Source organism: Streptomyces sp. DSM 116793 (assembly GCF_057320905.1).
In genome coordinates, this window is the sequence record NZ_CM170494.1 from 507,292 (window position 1) to 524,266 (window position 16,975).

General features: G+C 71.7%; 14 protein-coding genes and 1 pseudogene. 5 read left to right on the forward strand and 10 right to left on the reverse strand.

The annotated features are described in order from the left end of the window. The first annotated feature begins 787 nt into the window (after positions 1–787). Both ACSMXW_RS02210 and ACSMXW_RS02215 read left to right on the forward strand, forming a co-directional pair. Positions 788–1,648: an alpha/beta fold hydrolase gene (locus ACSMXW_RS02210; protein ID WP_485803585.1), complete on the forward strand. Its 861-nt coding sequence runs from the start codon at positions 788–790 to the stop codon at positions 1,646–1,648. Positions 1,649–2,115: 467 nt separating this feature from the next. Beyond that, a pseudogene (locus tag ACSMXW_RS02215) lies at positions 2,116–2,934 on the forward strand (aldehyde dehydrogenase family protein); the annotation flags it as partial. Positions 2,935–3,654: 720 nt separating this feature from the next. Here the strand turns inward: ACSMXW_RS02215 and ACSMXW_RS02220 are convergent. From ACSMXW_RS02220 to ACSMXW_RS02245, 6 genes are all read right to left on the reverse strand, one after another. Beyond that, positions 3,655–4,251, reverse strand: coding sequence for a hypothetical protein (locus ACSMXW_RS02220; protein ID WP_485803586.1), 597 nt, complete (start codon positions 4,249–4,251; stop codon positions 3,655–3,657). A 197-nt stretch (positions 4,252–4,448) separates the two neighbouring features. After that, on the reverse strand, positions 4,449–5,093 hold the full coding sequence (locus ACSMXW_RS02225) for a hypothetical protein (RefSeq protein ID WP_485803588.1): 645 nt from the start codon (positions 5,091–5,093) through the stop codon (positions 4,449–4,451). Positions 5,094–5,255: 162 nt separating this feature from the next. Further along, the gene (locus tag ACSMXW_RS02230) at positions 5,256–6,122 is read right to left on the reverse strand and encodes a carbohydrate ABC transporter permease (RefSeq protein WP_485808566.1); all 867 of its coding nucleotides are present in this window, start codon (positions 6,120–6,122) and stop codon (positions 5,256–5,258) included. Further along, on the reverse strand, positions 6,122–7,084 hold the full coding sequence (locus tag ACSMXW_RS02235) for a carbohydrate ABC transporter permease (RefSeq protein WP_485803590.1): 963 nt from the start codon (positions 7,082–7,084) through the stop codon (positions 6,122–6,124). Before ACSMXW_RS02235 ends, ACSMXW_RS02230 begins: the two co-directional genes overlap by 1 nt. After that, entirely contained in the window at positions 7,081–8,418 is a 1,338-nt protein-coding gene (locus ACSMXW_RS02240; RefSeq protein WP_485803591.1) for an ABC transporter substrate-binding protein, read from the reverse strand. Before ACSMXW_RS02240 ends, ACSMXW_RS02235 begins: the two co-directional genes overlap by 4 nt. Next, a complete protein-coding gene (locus ACSMXW_RS02245; protein ID WP_485803592.1) occupies positions 8,415–9,425 on the reverse strand; it encodes a DUF6807 domain-containing protein in 1,011 nt (336 codons plus the stop codon). The genes ACSMXW_RS02240 and ACSMXW_RS02245 overlap by 4 nt, the downstream gene beginning before the upstream one ends. Positions 9,426–10,092: 667 nt before the next feature. Between ACSMXW_RS02245 and ACSMXW_RS02250 the strand changes: the two genes are divergently transcribed. Then, on the forward strand, positions 10,093–10,272 hold the full coding sequence (locus ACSMXW_RS02250) for a hypothetical protein (protein WP_485803594.1): 180 nt from the start codon (positions 10,093–10,095) through the stop codon (positions 10,270–10,272). Positions 10,273–10,527: 255 nt separating this feature from the next. Here the strand turns inward: ACSMXW_RS02250 and ACSMXW_RS02255 are convergent, their stop codons facing one another. Together ACSMXW_RS02255 and ACSMXW_RS02260 are read right to left on the reverse strand one after the other, a co-directional pair. Further along, the gene (locus ACSMXW_RS02255) at positions 10,528–11,238 is read right to left on the reverse strand and encodes a type 1 glutamine amidotransferase domain-containing protein (protein ID WP_485803595.1); all 711 of its coding nucleotides are present in this window, start codon (positions 11,236–11,238) and stop codon (positions 10,528–10,530) included. 304 nt (positions 11,239–11,542) lie between these two features. Next, complete coding sequence (locus ACSMXW_RS02260) at positions 11,543–12,181, reverse strand: HAD family hydrolase (protein WP_485803597.1); 639 nt, start codon at positions 12,179–12,181, stop codon at positions 11,543–11,545. Between the two features lie 133 nt (positions 12,182–12,314). Here ACSMXW_RS02260 and lnt point away from each other — a divergent pair, with 133 nt between their 5' ends. Continuing rightward, positions 12,315–13,925 carry an apolipoprotein N-acyltransferase gene (gene lnt, locus ACSMXW_RS02265; RefSeq protein WP_485803599.1) on the forward strand — a complete coding sequence of 537 codons (1,611 nt, stop codon included), beginning with the start codon at positions 12,315–12,317 and terminating at the stop codon, positions 13,923–13,925. Here the strand turns inward: lnt and ACSMXW_RS02270 are convergent. After that, on the reverse strand, positions 13,849–14,754 hold the full coding sequence (locus tag ACSMXW_RS02270) for a Gfo/Idh/MocA family protein (protein ID WP_485808568.1): 906 nt from the start codon (positions 14,752–14,754) through the stop codon (positions 13,849–13,851). The two genes, lnt and ACSMXW_RS02270, sit on opposite strands and share 77 nt — an antisense overlap. A 49-nt stretch (positions 14,755–14,803) precedes the next feature. After that, the gene (locus ACSMXW_RS02275; protein ID WP_485803600.1) at positions 14,804–16,132 is read right to left on the reverse strand and encodes an FAD-dependent monooxygenase; all 1,329 of its coding nucleotides are present in this window, start codon (positions 16,130–16,132) and stop codon (positions 14,804–14,806) included. A 137-nt stretch (positions 16,133–16,269) separates the two neighbouring features. On the opposite strand from ACSMXW_RS02275, the gene ACSMXW_RS02280 reads away from it, so the two are divergent. Continuing rightward, a complete protein-coding gene (locus ACSMXW_RS02280) occupies positions 16,270–16,890 on the forward strand; it encodes a TetR/AcrR family transcriptional regulator (protein WP_485803601.1) in 621 nt (206 codons plus the stop codon). Positions 16,891–16,975 lie beyond the last annotated feature (85 nt).

Genomic DNA, 16,975 nt, shown 5'->3' on the forward strand with positions numbered 1-16,975 from the left:
TTCACCCGTGATGTGCCGCTATTCTCTGGTTTTCCTGGTGTGGATCTGCGGTGTCGGTGGGGCTGGGCGTGCAGTTGGGTGTTGATGGTCGGATGGGGTGACGACTGGGGCAGGATGACGCCTCCGTCTGTCTCATCCCAAAGGGACCGGCGCGAGTCAGTACCAGCATGCTGTGCGCTGGGTGGTGCGCTCGCGGACGAGACCGGCCTCCTTCAGGCGCGCGAGCGCGAGGTCGAGGAGACGGTCGGCTCGGCCGCCCTCGGTGAGACGCTCGCGGAGTCGGCCAGCATCGATTCTTGAACAGAGCCGAGCATGCCCGTTGATCAGGTTGCCCCGCCGGGGACCCCCAAGATCCCCCGACTGAGTCGGGTTAGCGGTTGATCCGTACCGCTGCGCCGGGTGCTCGTTTCCTGCGCGAACCGATCCCGTCACTGTTGCAGCTTGCCCATGGGCTTCGCGGCTCGAACGTCTACTGACTGATAGTCGCCTTCGGGCCTCCCTTCGGCGGCGCCGGGTAGTTGGCCTTCTGGAAGACCCGTCTTGCCCAGAGGAAACAGATCGGTGTACCGTGCGGTTCCTAAGAGCAGAAGCGTTGAGCTGGCCTGCTCGGCGAGATCCGTGACTCATTCGGTGGAGGGCTGGAACTTCGCGCGCCCAAACGGGTTTGTTTTTCCCTTTTTGCTGGCGACTTCCGCTGCCGATGTGCCGCTCCCGCGGTGTAGCCGACTAGTTAGCCCCTTGTTTCTCGCGAGAACTTCCATGCCCGGCTCACGAAAGGCAACAGACCGTGCCTGAGATCATCGGCCAACTGCATGCACCGAACTTGACCATCGAAGCGGCAAACGGGGTTGTGTACACCTATCGCCGGTTCGGCAATGCCGAAACGTCTGCCGTTCCGCTCGTCTTCTTGCAGCACTTCCGCGGCAACCTCGACAACTGGGATCACCACCTCATAGACCTCATCGCCGCATGCCGCGAAGTCATACTCGTGAATAACGTCGGAGTGGCGAGCACGACGGGCCAGGTGCCGACCACGGTCGAGGGGATGGCTCATGGTGCGATCGACTTTCTCGACGCGCTCGGGTTGCGCCAGTACGACCTCTTCGGCTTCTCGCTCGGCGGGTTCGTCGCCCAGGAGGTGGCGCTGCTGAGGCGCCACTGGGTGCGCCGGATCGTCCTGGCCGGCACCGGGCCCCGCGGCGGCCGGAACATGCACGGCTGGACCGACCGGGTGCGCGAGGTGGCGACGGGCGAGGTGCCCGTTCCCGAAGGTTTCCACTTCCTCTTCTACGAGCCCACGTCGACCAGCCAGGCGAAAGGGAAGGAGGCCACCGAGCGGATCTTCACCGCGCGTGAGAAGGACCGTGACGTGCCGAGCGACCTCGTGACGCGCGACCGCCAGCTCACCGCCATATACGACTGGGGCATACCGGACGAGACCCGGCTGAGCCGTCTGTCCGCCATCGTCCAGCCGACGCTGGTGGCCAACGGGTCGAACGACATCATGGTGCCTACCGAGAACAGCTACCTGCTCGCGAAGCACCTCCCGAACGCCAAGCTCTCCATCTACCCCGACGCGGGCCATGGCTTCCTCTTCCAGTACGCCGACGAGTTCGCGCGGGAGGTCAACGAGTTCCTCGGCTGGTGAGGCCGAGCAGCGAGCGTTGCACGCATCGAAGCCCGGTGGACGACCGGGCGGATCAGGGCGGTTACCGGGGCCGTCGCTCTCTTCGCGCCATCCCACCCACTGCGCGGTGCCGGCAGCCGTTCCACACGATGCGCGGTGTGATTGACCACTCCGCACGGGCGGGGAGAGCGGCGGTGGGCCGCCGTCCCGTCTCTCGTGCCCCGGACGACCGTCAAGTGTCCCGACCCTGCCGGACGGCTGTCCCTTCCCGTGTGGTCGGCGGATGGACGGCGACTCACCGTCCATCCGCTGGCGAGCGTTACGGCCGGCGCTACTCATCCCGCTACTCCCGGGGCACGGCGCTCCCGGTAGACAAAGGAGTAACTGGTGCCTTCCCCATTCACCACCGCGCACCATGAAGGCCGCGGTCCTCCGCGGCACCTCGCCGCACCTCGACATCATGCGCATCCCGGTGCCCCAGCCGAAGACTCGGTTCGACACCCACCGCCCGGTACGTCCACGAGACGGCGACTGCCCACGGGAAACGGGTGCAGGCGCTCGGCGGTGCGAAGAACCATATGCTGGTCCTGCCGGGTGCCGATCTCGACCTCGTGGCCGACGCGGCCGTCAGCGCAGGGTTTGGCTCGGCCGGCGAACGGTGCATGGCCGTCTCCGTCGTCGTCGCGGTCGAGCCGGTCGCGGACGACATGATCAGGGGAATCACCGAGCGCATGGCGAAGCTCAGGGTCGGTGACGGACGCCGCGGCTGCGACATGGGCCCCTTGGTGACTCGGCAGCACCGAGACAAGGTCGCGTCTTACATCGACATCGCACGGCAGGACGGCGCCGATGTCGTCGTCGATGGCCGCACGACCGCGGCCGAGGGCGACCCCGAGGGGTTCTGGCTCGGGCCGACACTCCTCGACCGGGTGCCCGTCAACAACAGAGCCTACCGGGAGGAGATCTTCGGTCCGGTGCTGTCTGTCGTGCGGGTGCCCACCTACGAGCACGGCATCAGCCTGATCAACTCGGGCGCTTTCGGAAACGGGTCCGCAGTTTTCACCAACGACGGCGGTGTGGCCCGCCGCTTCCGGAGGCAGGTCAGCGTGGGCATGGTCGGCATCAACGTGCCCATCCCCGTGCCCGTGGCCTCGTTCCCCTTCGGTGGCTGGAAAGACTCCCTGTTCGGAGACATCAAGGCGTACGGTGCCGAGGGCTTTCGGTTCTTCACGCAGCAGAAGGTGATCACCTCCCGATGGCAGAACCTGCCCACCCGGGGTGTCGACCTTGGTTTCCCACGCACCTGACACACCCTGGCCGGTGCGACGCACCGGCGGCCGACCGGTAGAGGGTTCCGCTTGGAGACGCGGACTTCCATAACGGGCGGAGGACCGGATCCGGGCCGCCCAGTCCACGGCCTGCCCAACCTGCCCCCTCGCAACGCCACGCAGAGCAAGGTCTGGTTGGAGATCGTCCAGACCGCTGGCTTTGGATCGGCGAGATCACAGGCGCCTCGGGCGACTCGCGCTCCTGACCACCCCAGGCCGACCGGCAGGGCAGACGTCTTCCCCATTCGCACACAACCCCGGGCACTGCAACCCGGCGCCCACCCGACGGATAATCGGGCCACGGTCCTGCCCGTCACCCACCCCGAAACGCGAGAGGGTCCGCCGACACCATCGACGGACCCTCACGAAAGAGCAAGGCTGGAGACCTGCGCGCCGGGTGAAGTAATCGCCCAGGCGGAACCGCCAGAACGCCCTGAAGCTCGGCGAGAAGAGCCGCGCCGAAACGTTGACGAGAGGATTGTCGATCCCGGCCAACCGTAAAGTCAGTCTGATGAAAACTTCTCCACTGCCACACTCACGCATCCTTCGTAAACGGAATAGGCCAGGGTCACACAGCTTGGCGCGGCGTCGGCAGAGCCTTCGTCCGCCGGCGTCGCGTGATCCCGGTCGTCCACGACGGACGCCCCGCCCGGGGGCGCGGCAGCGCGCCCGGGCGGGGCGGAACGGGCTGCGCGGGCGTCAGCCGAGGAGTCCGCCGAGGACGCCGCCGACACCGTGCACGACGCCGGTCAGGAGCCCTCCCTGGCCCTGCCCGTCCTGGCCGGACTGGCCGCCGCCCGACGGGTCGGAGGGCGACGACGGCGACTGGCCGGCCGGCGGCTGCGCGGACGAGGACTGGCTCGGGGCAGGGGTCCCGGGCGTGGCCGCGGTGGCCGCGGTGGCCGCGGTCGAGGGTGCGGAGGAGTGGGCGGAGGGCGAGTGGGCCACCGCGCCGGCGGCGTGCTGCTGCGCGTGCGCCGTGCCCGCGCCGCCCGCCGCGACGTGGTGCGACGCCGGCTGGATCGCCTGCGGCGCACGCGCGGAGTCGGTGGCCAGGTCCGACGGGGTGTCCGCCGGTGTCCGGGCGTCCGCGGTGTCCTGGGCGGTGGCCAGTTGGTCCTCGCTCGTCTCGGGAACATCGTCCCGTGGTGCGGAGGACGCCTGGGTGTGCACGGGGCTGTCCGCGACGGAGTGGGCCCCGGCGGCGATGGCGGTGGCCACGCCCATCGCGGCGGCGGTCTTGATGACGGTCGACCGCGCCCGGCCTATCACACGCTGTCGGCGGTGTCTGCTCATAGTCCCTCTGCCTTGTCCCGAGCCTGGTTGGGTGTGGCTGGCGGTGCGGAAGTCTACGCGGGTGGTTTCGGCCATCCGCAGGGTTGTTGCGGGCAGAGTGTGTTCGATGTGTGGAGGTTACCGGCACAGGCCGGGTGGCGGACCTTCACGGCTGGGCACGAGCGGTGGGTATGACCGCTTCACGGCTGTTCCGCCGACTACGGCTCCCGCGCCGGCTCGGCGGTCGTGGCCCCGGCGGGCGGTGCCGCGGCGCCCGCCGGCGTACGCAGCGAGACCACGGTCACGGCGAAGGCGAGGGCGCCCGGGGTGAGCGGCGCCAGCAGCGGCAGCATCCAGACCAGCGTGGCGCAGAGCAGCACCGCCGCCAGCACCAGCGCGGAACCGGACAGATCGGCCGCCGAGCGGGCCGCGGCGGCGCGCACCGCCGCCCGCCAGCTCTGCGCGACCCGTGGCTCGGCCGCGCCGCGCAGCCCCACCACCAGCGCGCCCGCCGCGACCACCGCCACCACCACGGACACCCCGCCCGCCCCGGGCAGGCCGGCCCGCGCCAGCAGCAGGTCGAGCGTGAGCAGCGCACACCCGGCCAGCGTCACGGCGCCCACCACCAGCGTCCTGCGCGGGCCGTGGGAGCGTAGTTCCGCCACGTACCGGCCGAGGCCGGCGGGCCGGTCCTCGTGGATCGCACCGCGCAGCACGGCGCATGCCGCCGCGAACGCGACCGGGGCGGTGACCACCGGCAGGCAGGCGACGGCCGTGGCCAGGCCGATGGCCAGCATGTCGGCGAAGAGCACGAAGCGGCTCCCGAACGGCTCACCGGGCTCATGGCGCTCCGGCGCGAACACGGCGGACGCCGGAGACGCCGCGGACGCCGGAGACCCCGCGGATCCCGCGGACCCCGCGGACGGAACGGACACCGGGGGCGCTTGGGACACTGGGGACGCCGCTGACGCCGGGGACACTGCGGAGGACTGCATGATCACTCCCGTCTGACTCGGGTGCCCGGCTCAGCCCTTGAGCCCGGATGTCGCCACGCCCTGCACGAGATAGCGCTGGAACGCGAAGAAGAACAGCACGATGGGCAGCACCGAGATCACCGACATCGCGAACATCGGCCCGTACGCGGAGGTGCTCGACTCGTCGACGAAGTTCCGCAGAGCCAGCGTGATGGTGAACTTCTCCGGGTCGAAGAGGTAGATGAGCTGGGTGAAGAAGTCGTTCCAGGACCAGATGAAGCTGAAGATGGCGGTGGTGATCACGGCGGGCCTGGTCAGCGGCAGCACCACCGACCAGAAGGTCCTGAAGGGCCCGCACCCGTCGATGCGCGCCGACTCCTCCATCTCGCGCGGCAAGCCGCGCATGAACTGGACGATGAGGAAGACGAAGAACGCGTCCGTGGCGAGGAACTTCGGCAGGATCAGCGGCCAGTAGGTGTCCACCATGCCGAGCTTGTTGAAGATGATGTACTGCGGGATCAGCACGGCGTGCTGCGGCAGCATCATCGTCGCCACCATGAAGGCGAACATCGGTCCCCGCATCCGGAACCGCAGCCGCGCGAACGCATAGGCGGCCAGCGAGCACGAGAGGACGTTGCCGAGCACGCAGCCCAGGGAGATCAGCAGGGAATTGCCGAGCAACCGGGTCACGGTGACTCCGCTGACGCCCTCGAGTGCGGTGGTGTAGTTCGACCACTCCAGGTGGCTCGGCAGCAGCTTCAGGCTGGTGAGGACCTCGTCGGCCGGTTTCAGCGAGGTGGCGAGGAGCCACGCCAGCGGGTAGAGCAGCACCAGCAGGACCACCAGTGCCGTCGCGTGCAGCAGGATCCGGCGGGCACCGCGCGGGCGGCGGGCCGCGGTCAGCAGGGCGGACGTCATCATGCCCCCTCGTCGGCGTAGAAGACCCAGGAACGGGAGGAGCGGAAGAGCACGACGGTCACCGCGCCGACGGCCAGCAGCAGCACCCACGCCATGGCGGACGCGTAGCCCATGTGGGAGTCGGTGAACCCTCGTTCATACAGGTAGAGCGTGTAGAAGTTGGTGGCGTCGGCGGGTCCGCCCTTGCCCCGGCTGACGGCGAAGGCGGGGGTGAACACCTGGAAGGACTGGATGGTCTCCAGGACCAGGTTGAAGAAGAGCACCGGGGACAGCATCGGCACGGTCACCGAGAAGAACTGCCGCCACCGCCCCGCCCCGTCCAGCGCGGCGGCCTCGTACAGGTCGACGGGTATCTGCTGGAGACCGGCCAGGAAGATCACCATCGGGGCGCCGAACTGCCAGACGGTGAGCAGGGCCACCACGAACACGGCCAGACCGGGATCGTTGACCCAGCCGCCGATGTGGATGCCGACCGACGACAGAACGCTGTCGACGGTGCCGCCGTCGTTGTAGAGCGCCCGCCACACCAGGGCGATGGACATGCTGGCGCCGAGCAGCGACGGGGCGTAGAAGGCCGACCGGTAGAAGCCCTTGGCGCGCCGCATGCCCTTCAGCAGCAGGGCGATGCCGAGTGCCAGCGCCAGCTTCAGCGGCACGGCGACCACGACGAACAGCAGGGTGGTGCCGACCGACCGCCAGTAGCGCGGATCCTCGGTGAACATCTCGGTGTAGTTGCGCAGCCCCACCCACTTCGGCGGGTCGAAGAGGTTGTAGTCGGTGAAGGACAGGTAGAGGGAGGCGGCCATCGGCACCAGCGTCAGCAGGCCGACGCCCAGCATCCACGGGGTCAGGAACACATAGGCGGGGCCCTGCCTCTCCCGGCGCGGCGGGCGGCGCCCGGCTGTGCCGGCCCTGGGTGGGCCGGCTGTGCGCGGTACGGCGGTGCGGGTCGCGGATGTCATCGCAGTTCCCTCCCTGCTTCCGCCACGAACTCCGCCGCGGCCTCGGCCGGGCTCTGCCGTTCGAAGATCACCTGCTGGTAGGTGCGGCCGAAGGACACCTGGAGGACCACGTCACCGCGCGGGGGCGCGGCGGGCGGTGGGTCGGTGCCGTAGGCGGCTATCTTCCTGCCGTAGTCGTAGACCTCCTTCTCCGGGCCCTTGAGGGTCCTGCCCACCGACTCCGCGATCCTCCGGTTGGCGGGGGTGGAACGGCTGACGCCGAGGATCCGGCCGGCGTCCGGTTCGTTGAGGATGAAGTCGATCAGCTCGGCGGCCTCCTTGGGGTGGGCGCTGTCCGCGCCGATCCCGATGAGCATGCTCGGCTTGAAGTACTGGCCGAGCCGTCCCCTGGTGGAGGGCACCGGCGCGAAGTGGATGCCGGGGCCGAGCATCGGGGGGTAGGCCAGGAAGGGCGCGTCCCAGTTGAAGTCGGTGGCGGCCAGGCCCCGGGCGAGGGGGCTGTCCTCGGCGACGCTGCCGATCTGTGCGGTGTCCTTGGCCTGCGACACCACGCCCTCGCGGCGCAGCCGGTCCGTCCAGGTCCAGAACCGGGTCAGGTCGCGGACTGTGAAGCCGATCCTGTGCTCGGAGGCGTAGAGCTGTTTGCCCTGACCGCGCAGCCACTCCTCGAACGCGTCCTCGGTGCCGCCGATGTCCCCGAGACCCGTGTAGGGGCGCCCGTCTGGGCCCTTGAGGCCGAGAGCGCTGATCCTCCGGCCCGCCTCGACCCAGTCGTCCCAGGTCCAGCCGGGCTTGGGGGCGGGCACCCCGGCCTTGTGGAAGACCACGGAGTCATAGGCGAATCCGGTGGTGCCCACGCTCATCGGGATGGCGACCTGGGTGCCGTCGTAGACACCGGTGCGGGTCAGGTTCCTGTCGAAGTCGGCGGTGCGGATGGTGCCGTTCTTGAGGTACGGGCCGAGGTCGAGGAGGGTGCCGCTGCCGGCGTACTGCGAGATCTGCCGGTAGTCGAGCTGCGCCACGTCCGGCAGGTCGCCGCCGGCGGCCTGGGTGGCGAGCTTCGGCACATAGGTGTCGTAACTGGCGAACGTGGTGCGCACGGTGATTCCGGGATGCCGTTTCTCGAAGAGGTCGACCACCTCGTTCGTGCGCTTGGCGCGGTCGTCGTTGCCCCACCAGGTGAACGTGAGGGTGATCCGCCCGCCGCCGGCGCTGCCCGCCCCGCTGCCGGAGCAGCCGGACAGCAGCAGGGCGCAGGCGGTGCCGGCGGCGGCGAGCAGGGTGGCGGCCCGGCCGCGGCGCGGCGTCCTGGCGGGGGCCGGCCCGCGGGTCACCACGGGTGCTCCCGGAGGTAGCCGGCGATGTCGTCCCGCTCCCAGGCCGCGGCGGCCACGACGATCCGGTAGCGGCGGCGCAGGGTGTCGCCGGGGGCGAGCCGGAGCTCGTCGAAGAAGGCCAGGGACGGTGCGACAGCGGCGAAGGGCTCGTTGCGCACGAACCAGTGAGCGGGGTGGTTGCCTCCGTCACCGGCGTGGCCGTTCTCGGGCGCGTGCTCGAAGATCAGGGTGGCGTGGCCGTCGGTGCCGTCGTGCTCGGCACCGTAGGCGAGCCAGGGTGCCTGCCGGCCCATCAGGCCGGGGCCCTCGGCGTCTGGGGCGAGGATCCGGCCGCCGCGGAAGCCGCGCGGCCCCCGCCAGAACAGTCCCGTGTAGCCCGCCATCTCACGACCGTGTGTCGTGGGGCTGCCGAACCGCAGCGGCTCCTTCCTGCGGTTGGTCACCTCGGTGCTCCAGACCATCGCCCAGGTCCCGGCGGCCGGGTCCACGTCGCGCACCTCGATCCGCCGGGTCTCCTCGGCCCACAGCTCGCCGCCGTAGGGGTGCCAGGTCAGCCGCTCGGCGAGGACGAGGCCGCCGCCGTGCGCGGCGAGTTCGTCGAAGGCCACATGGGCCATGGAGCCCACCCGCTCCGGCAGCGGGAGGTATCCCTCGCCGTGCACATAGGTGTTGCCGCCCCACAGGTTCTGTCCCGACAGGTGCGAGGCCGTCATCTGGAGGCCCTTGTGCCAGCGGTGGTCGTTGGGCCGGTAGTCGGTGACCACGTCGCCCGTCAGCGTCCTGATGGGGTGCAGGTAGGGCTTCGGCGCCTCGAACGCCGCTTCCGGCCGGTAGACGTAGCGGAACAGCTCGACACCGGTACGCGGTTCGGTGACGGTGACGCTCTCGCCGTGCGTGTGCACGATGCGCGGCCCGGTCCGGCCAGCCGGGTCCGCCGTGCCCGCCGCGGGGGCGGCTGTCGCGTGGAGGCCGTCTCCGGCCGTCCGGGTGGCCTCACCGTTCATACGGCCTCCTTGATGCCTTCAGGCGATTGTGAATCGTTTCATAGCAAGCGCTTTCGCCCCCTTGCGCGGCAACTTAGGGGCCGGGGAGCGACAGGGTCAACAACCGTGCGCGGGAATCCCGGAAGCCCCGCACACCCACCCGCCGGTGAGACCTTCCATGGGGCCAGGGCAGGGCTGGGACCGCCCCAGCCCTGCCCTGGCGGGCATGGGAGGCGCCCGTGCCCGGCCGGGCAGGGCAGGCCAGGGCAGGGCAGGGCAGGGCAGGGCAGGGCAGGGCAGCCGCCCGGGCATCGTCAGGTTCCCGCTCGCACACACGGCCCGCCGACGCCCGCGCACACCACCCACCCGTCCCGGGAACCCCATGCCGCGCGGCCCGCACCAGCCGTCCCATAGCGGCTTCTGCCCACCCCCGACAGACATACGAAAGAATCCAGAGGAAGGGCGACGCATGCGGGAAGCCTTCCTGTCAGACAGAGCCCACGCAGGAAGGCTGCCTTCTCCAGGCCCCTCCAGCGCCAAACCTCGATGCGGCCAACATCACATCAGATATACGCAAGGTTCTTTCACACGCAATTGGCCTGGTCAGAGCCGCTTTGGCAACTACACGTGGCAATGGATTACTGACAGAGCGGAGCGGGGAGTCATATTCACCCCCTAAGCTTGAAACATGTCCCCTATCCGTGAGACACGTCGTCCCGTGCGATCTTCTGCCGAGGTCAACGAGCAGATCCGTGCGCTGTGGCTGCGTGCCGGAGGCACGCTCTCGACGGACCAGCGACGGGAGTACGAGGCACTGGTGACCGAGTGGGCCGAGGCGATGCGACGGGAGATCATCGAAGCGGCCTGACCCCTCGGCATGGGGCCGTGCGCACCCCTGGCGCCCGGCCCACCGTACGACCCCCCGCAGATGAGGCCCCCAGCGCCGCACGGACCACCTGCCTCATCCGCCCCCGACCGCCCTCATACACACCGGAAGGCCCCGGCCGTCAGACGAACGGCCAGGGCCGGCACATCTGCGGCTGACCGCCCGAGAGGCCGGGCGTCCGGTGCCGACACCCCATCCGCCGACGCCCCCCTGTCCGGACGGCTGCCTGACGGCAGCTCAGGTGCGGGCTCCGAGCTCCTTCACGATGGCCTGCGCGGCCTCCCTGGCGGAACCGGGGTTCTGGCCGGTGACCAGATTGCCGTCCACGACGACGTGCGAGGACCAGGCGGGGCCGGCCACGAAGCGCGCTCCGGCGGACCGCAGCCGCGACTCCAGCAGCCAGGGCGCCTTGCCGGCCAGCCCCACCTGGCGTTCCTCCTCATCCGTGAACGACGTCATCGTCCGCCCCTTGAACAGCCAGTTCTCCTCGTCGCCCGCCGGCAGGAAGGAGGCAGGCCCGTGGCAGAGCGAGCCCACCACCTTCGAGGAATCGGGCAGCAGGGCCGCGAGCAGCCCGCCGATCTCCTCGTTCACGGCCAGATCCTGCATCGGGCCGTGGCCGCCGGGGACGACGATTCCGTCGTACGCGGCGGGGAGCGCGTCCTCCAGGCGTCCCGGCGCGTCGAGGGCATCGCCCGCCTCCGCCAGGTAGGAGCGCATCTCGTCCGCCCTCGGCGGGTCGCCGCCGTTCATCTCCGGCTTCAGGCTGACCGCGTCCGGTACGGGCCGCCGGCCACCCGGCGTGGCCAGCGTGATGCCCACCCCGGCGTCGCTGAGGATGCGGTGCGGCTCCACGAACTCCTCGGCCCAGAAGCCGGTCGGGTGCTGTGTTCCGTCGTTCAGGCTCCACCGGGTCGCCCCGGTCAGCACCATGAGGATCGATGGCATGACGGTCTCCCTCGGCACGGATACGTCCCCGGCGCCCCGCCGGGACGGCTGCGCCGCGTATTCGATACCGGGGTCCCCCGTATGCCGGAGGCATAACGCCGGCAGGTCCGCACAACGGCGGTTCCGGCCTCTCCGTACAGCGCGTTCCTTCCCGCCGGAGCGAGCGTTCCGCTCCCGGACAGTGCGTGCCCGCCGCTCCGCGCGGACGGTGGCGACGGCAGTGGGGGGTGCGCCGGCGTCGGTGCGGGGCGCCGGACGCGCGCGCGGAGGCGGACGGCGGTGAGCGGCACCCGGGCGAAGGGGCTCATCCGCCGGCGGCGCCGACCAGTTCCGTAAGGGACTTGACGCGCCAGTCCGCGGCGGCCGCCACATCCGGCTCGTCCGCCCACAGGTGCCCCCACGGGCCGCGCCGGATGTGGGCGACGCGCATGCCGGCGGCCTTCGCCGGAAAGACGTCGTTGGCGGGGTGGTCACCGACGTACACGGTCCGCTCCGGGGGTGCCTTGGCGAGTTCGAGGACCCGCTCGAAGAACGCCGGGTCCGGCTTGGCCACACCCCAGTCCCCCGAGGTGACGACGGCGTCGGCGGGCAGGTCCAGGTCGCGCAGCAGCTCACCGGCGCGCGCCGTCTGGTTGCCGGCCACGATCACCCGCTTGCCGAGCGCGCGCAGCCGCCCGAGGGCGGGCCGCACATCGGGGTAGAGGTCACTCTCGTCGAGGTACTCTCCGCGGCCGGCGGTCTCCCGGGCGTGGTAGGCGGAGTCCACGTCGATGTCGGGGCTGAGCAGCCGGAGCGCGTCGGTGTTGTCGCGGCCCTGTGAGACGACCACACCCACCAGCGCCGAGACGGTGTGCCGCGGAACGCCCAGCCAGTCGGCCCAGCCCGCCCAGTAGCGGTCGTCCTTGATGAGGGTCTCCCCCACGTCGAACACGAAGGTCTGCATCGTCGACAGCGTACGGCCCCGCGCCGCCCGCCGGGCGGTCCGGCGCGGACCCGGGGAGGCCCTCTGTCGGTGATCGCGGCGAGACCGCACACTGGGTGGCCGGGAACGGGGCGTCCGGAGCGGGAGGGGCGGGATGGATGTGCTGAGGGACGCCCGGTGGCTCACGTCGCCCCGGTGGCGTGGCGCGGCGGCGGCCGGAGCCGGGGCGCTGCCCGCGCTGGCCTTCCCCGCACCGGCGTGGTGGTGGTTCGCCTACGTGGCCCTGGTGCCGTGGCTGCTGCTGGTGCGCTCCGCGGACACCCCCCGCCGGGCCGCGTACGACGGGTGGCTGGGCGGGACGGGCTTCATGGTGGCGGTGCACCACTGGCTGCTGCCGAGCCTGCATGTGTTCACGGTGCTGATAGCCGCCCTGCTCGGTGCGCTGTGGGCGCCCTGGGGTGCGCTGGTCCGCCGGGTGCTGGGCGGAACCCCCTTGCCTGGCCGGGCACTCGGGGCGCTGGTGGTGGTGCCGTCCGGCTGGCTGGTGATCGAGTTGGTCAGGTCGTGGCAGGGCCTCGGGGGGCCGTGGGGGCTGCTGGGCTCCAGCCAGTGGCAGGTCGCGCCGGCGCTGCGGCTCGCCTCGCTGGGCGGGGTGTGGCTGGTGAGCCTGCTGGTGGTGGCCGTCAACACCGGTGTGGTGCTGCTGCTGTCGGCGCCGCCGGCACGGGCGCCCGCCGTGGGCGGCCTGCTCGTGATGGCGGTGCTCACCGGCACCGCGTGGGCCGAGGCCCCGCGGCCCGAGCCCGCGGGCGGGGTCCGGGTCGCCGTCGTCCAGCCCGGTGTCGTCGCCGGTGCGGGCAGCGGCGAGCGGCGGCGGGCGCGCGAGGAGCGGCTGACCCGGGAACTGGCCGGCCGGGACCCCGACCTGGTGGTCTGGGGCGAGAGCAGTGTGGGCGTCGACCTCGGGGCCCACCCCGGCATCGCCGCCCGTATCGCCGGTCTCTCCCGGGAGGTCGGCGCGGACGTCCTGGTGAACGTGGACGCACGCCGTGCGGCCCCCGCGCATGCCCCGGGCGGCCCCGGCATCTTCAAGAGCTCGGTCCTGATCGGCCCGGGCGGCCCCACCGGTGACCGGTACGACAAGATGCGCCTGGTGCCGTTCGGCGAGTACGTTCCCGCGCGGGCCGTCCTCGGCTGGGCCACGTCCGTCGGGAAGGCGGCCGGTGAGGACCGGATCCGCGGGCGGCAGCAGGTCCTCATGGACGTGCCGCGCGGCGTCGGCGGCGGTCGGGACCTGCGGGTCGGGCCCCTCATATGCTTCGAGTCCGCCTTCCCCGACATGAGCCGCCATCTCGCGGCCGACGGCGCCGACGTGCTGGTGGTGCAGTCGTCCACGTCGTCGTTCCAGCACAGTTGGGCCCCCGCACAGCACGCGGCGCTCGCGGCGCTGCGGGCCGCGGAGACCGGGCGTTCGGTGGTACACGCGACGCTGACGGGGACGACCGCGGGGTACGGGCCGGACGGCAGGCGCATCGGCGCACCGCTCGGCACCGACACCGCGGGCACCGCGGTCTACGAGGTGCCGGTGGCCACCGGCACCACCCCGTACGTGCGCTTCGGGGACTGGCCCGTGTACGGCGCGCTGCTGGTGCTGGCCCTGCTCGGCGGGGTGGAGAGCGCCCGCGTGCTCAGGCGCTCTGTTCCCGTACGGCCGTCACCACCCGCTCGCACAGCTCATGGGTCGCCAGGGCGTCCTGCGCGCTGAGCACAGTGCCCGTGCGCACCGCGTCCAGGAACGCGAGGACGACCTGTTCGAGGCCGCGCTGGCGTGCCACCGGGACCCAGTCGCCGCGCCGTCGCACGCTCGGCTGGCCCTTGTGGTCGACGACGTCGGCCAGGTTGACCACCTGCCGCTTGCTGTCCTGTCCCGAGACTTCCAGGATCTCCTCGGCGGAGCCGTTGCGGTGGTTCATCACCCCGAGCGCGGTGAAGCCGGCACCGCCGAGCTGGAGCACGACGTGGTCCAGCAGCCCACCCACCGTGCGGGCCCGCACGCTCACGTGGTCGATCGCGCCCGGGGCCAGGAAGCGCAGGGTGTCGACGACATGGATGAAGTCGTCCAGGATGAAGGTGCGGGGCTCCTCGGGCAGGCCGACCCGGTTCTTCTGCAGGAGGATCAGCTCCCGCGGGTGCTCTGCGCACTGCGCATAGCCGGGTGCGTACCGCCGGTTGAAGGCCACCATGAGGCTGACACGGCGCCGCTCCGCGAGGCGCACCAGCCGCTCGGAGTCGGCCAGCTCGTAGGCGAGCGGCTTGTCGACGCAGGTGGGCACGCCCGCCTCCAGCAGCCGGGCGGTGATCTCCGGGTGCACCGCGGTGGGGGCGTGCACGAACGCCGCGTCGAGGCCCTGGGCGAGCAGCGCGTCAAGGTCCTCGTGGCAGCGCTCGACCGGGATGTGGTGGGCGGCGGCCACCCGGGCCAGTGTCGCGGGCGTGCGGGTGTGCAGGTGGAGCTCGACGTCCGGCAGTGCGGTGAGCACCGGCAGGTACGCCTTCCGGGCGATGTCGCCGAGTCCGATGCAGCCGACCTTCACCGGTGTCTCCTCAGCTCTCGTCACGGGGTTCTCGTCACGGAGCGTTCAGTCAGGGGGTGTGCTCCGATGTGGGGGAAGCATACGTGTCCTGGGGTGGCCGCCAGGCGGCCACCTTCTCGAAACCGCGCAGCAGGGCGCCGGGGACGAGCGCGGAGGCGACGGCGATGGCGGTGTTCCGCAACGCCACGGCGGGCGCCGAGCGCAGCATGATCATGCGGCCGGCGCTCACCGCGGCGGCGGCGATGGCCGTGGTGCGCGGCCGGCGGTCCCAGGTGTACGCGTCGAGGTCGGGGACCTGTGCGGTGGGGTCGGCGTGGTGGGCGAGGACGACGGCGTCCTCGATGGCCTGGTTGCCGCCCTGACCGAGGGTGGGCAGCATGGCGTGCGCCGCATCCCCGAGCACCGCCACCCGGCCGCGGTGGTGGGCGGGCAGCGGTGGCGTGATGTGGTGGATGTCGTGGCGCATCACCTCGTCCGCGGGAACGGCCTCGATGATCGCCGGGATCGGCTGGTGCCAGTGTCCGAAGAGGCGCCGCAGTTCGGCCCGCTCGTCGTCCGGCGCCCGGCCGCCGGGCGGTGTGCGGGCGGCGGCATAGGCGTACACGGAGCCGTCCTTGAGCGGCTGGGTGCCCCAGAGCAGACCCCTGCCCCAGGTCTCGTGCGGTGCGAAGGGGATTCCCGGATCCGGGATCACCAGGCGCCAGGCGGTGAATCCGGCGTAGACGGGCGCGGGGTGCTCCGGGAAGAGCGCGGCCCGGGTGCGGGAGTGGATGCCGTCGGCCGCGACGACCAGTTCGGCTTCCAGGTCGCCTTCCGGGGTGGTCACCCGGGCCGGGCGGGCGGGCGCTGCGGGGGTGCCTGGGGTGTGGGGGGCGCGGGGGACGCCGGAGGTCTCCGAGACGCCGGAAGACTCCGGGGCGCCCGCGGTGCCCGGGTCGCCGGCGTCGGCGAGGGCGGCCTCCGAGGCGGTGCGGACGGCACCCGCCGGGAGCCGGGCGACGAGCAGGTCCAGCAGCGCCGAGCGCTGCGACAGCACCAGGGGGTCGCCGAACCGTGCGGCCGTCCGCTCGGCGTTCGTACGCGAGAGCCAGCGGCCCGACGGGGCCCGCAGGCCGCCGTCGCCCTGCCAGGCGGCGAGGGCGCGGACCTCGTCGCCCACGCCGATCACATCGAGAGCGCGCAGCGCGTTGGGCGACAGCGAGAGGGCGGCGCCGACCGGCTCCAGCGAGGCGGCGCGCTCCAGGACCGTCACCCGCCAGCCCCGCTGGTGCAGCGCCACCGCCGCGGTCAGGCCGCCTATGCCGCCGCCGATCACGACGGCCCGTGGCGCCCCCGCGCCCGAGCGCGTGCCCTGACCGGCCCGCGTGCCGTGCGCCATCCGAATCTCCTCTCTCCGGCCCGTCGGGCGCTCGGGCGCACGATCGGCCGTCCCCGGAACCCACAGGCGGGCACTACATCTGTAGTGATCCACCGTCGACGTTACTACACCTGTAGTGCCATGGGTAGGTTGGGCCCATGTCCGCAGCCACCCCCACCCGGCACTCCGGCTCGTACGCGCGCCGTTCCCGGGCCGAGATCGTCGCCGACACCGCGCTGAAGCTGCTCGCCGAGCGCGGCATGCGGGGCCTGACGCACCGCGCGGTCGACGAGGCGGCGGGCCTCCCCCAGGGATCCACGTCGAACCACGCCCGCACCCGGCTCGCACTGCTCCAGGCGGCGGTGCGGCGGCTGGCCGAACGCGATGCGCGCGCGCTCGCGCCCGAGGAGATGCCGGACCCACGGGGCGGCCCCGAGGCGCTGGCCGACAGCCTCGCCCTGGCGGTGCACCGCTATGTCAACGACCACCGGGAACTGCTGGCCGCCCGCTACGAACTGACCCTGGAAGCCACCAGGCGGCCCGAACTGCGGGAGTTCTTCGACGCCGCGGGCCGGCGCTTCCGCGATCTGCTGGAGGCCATGGTGACGGCGGTGGGCTCGACGGACCCGGCACGCCACGCGCTGTCGCTGACAGCCTGGTGCGACGGGATGATGTTCTCCTGCGTGGCCGGCTCCTACCACGCCGACCTGCCGTCCGCGGAAGAACTGCGGGTCAGCGTCCGCGAACTCCTCGCCGGTCTGCTCGGCACCGGGCGCTGAGGACACCCGGAGGGGCGCCCCGCCCGGAGCGCACACCCGGTCACCCCACCCCGAGTGCACACCCGGAGCGCACACTCGGAGCGCA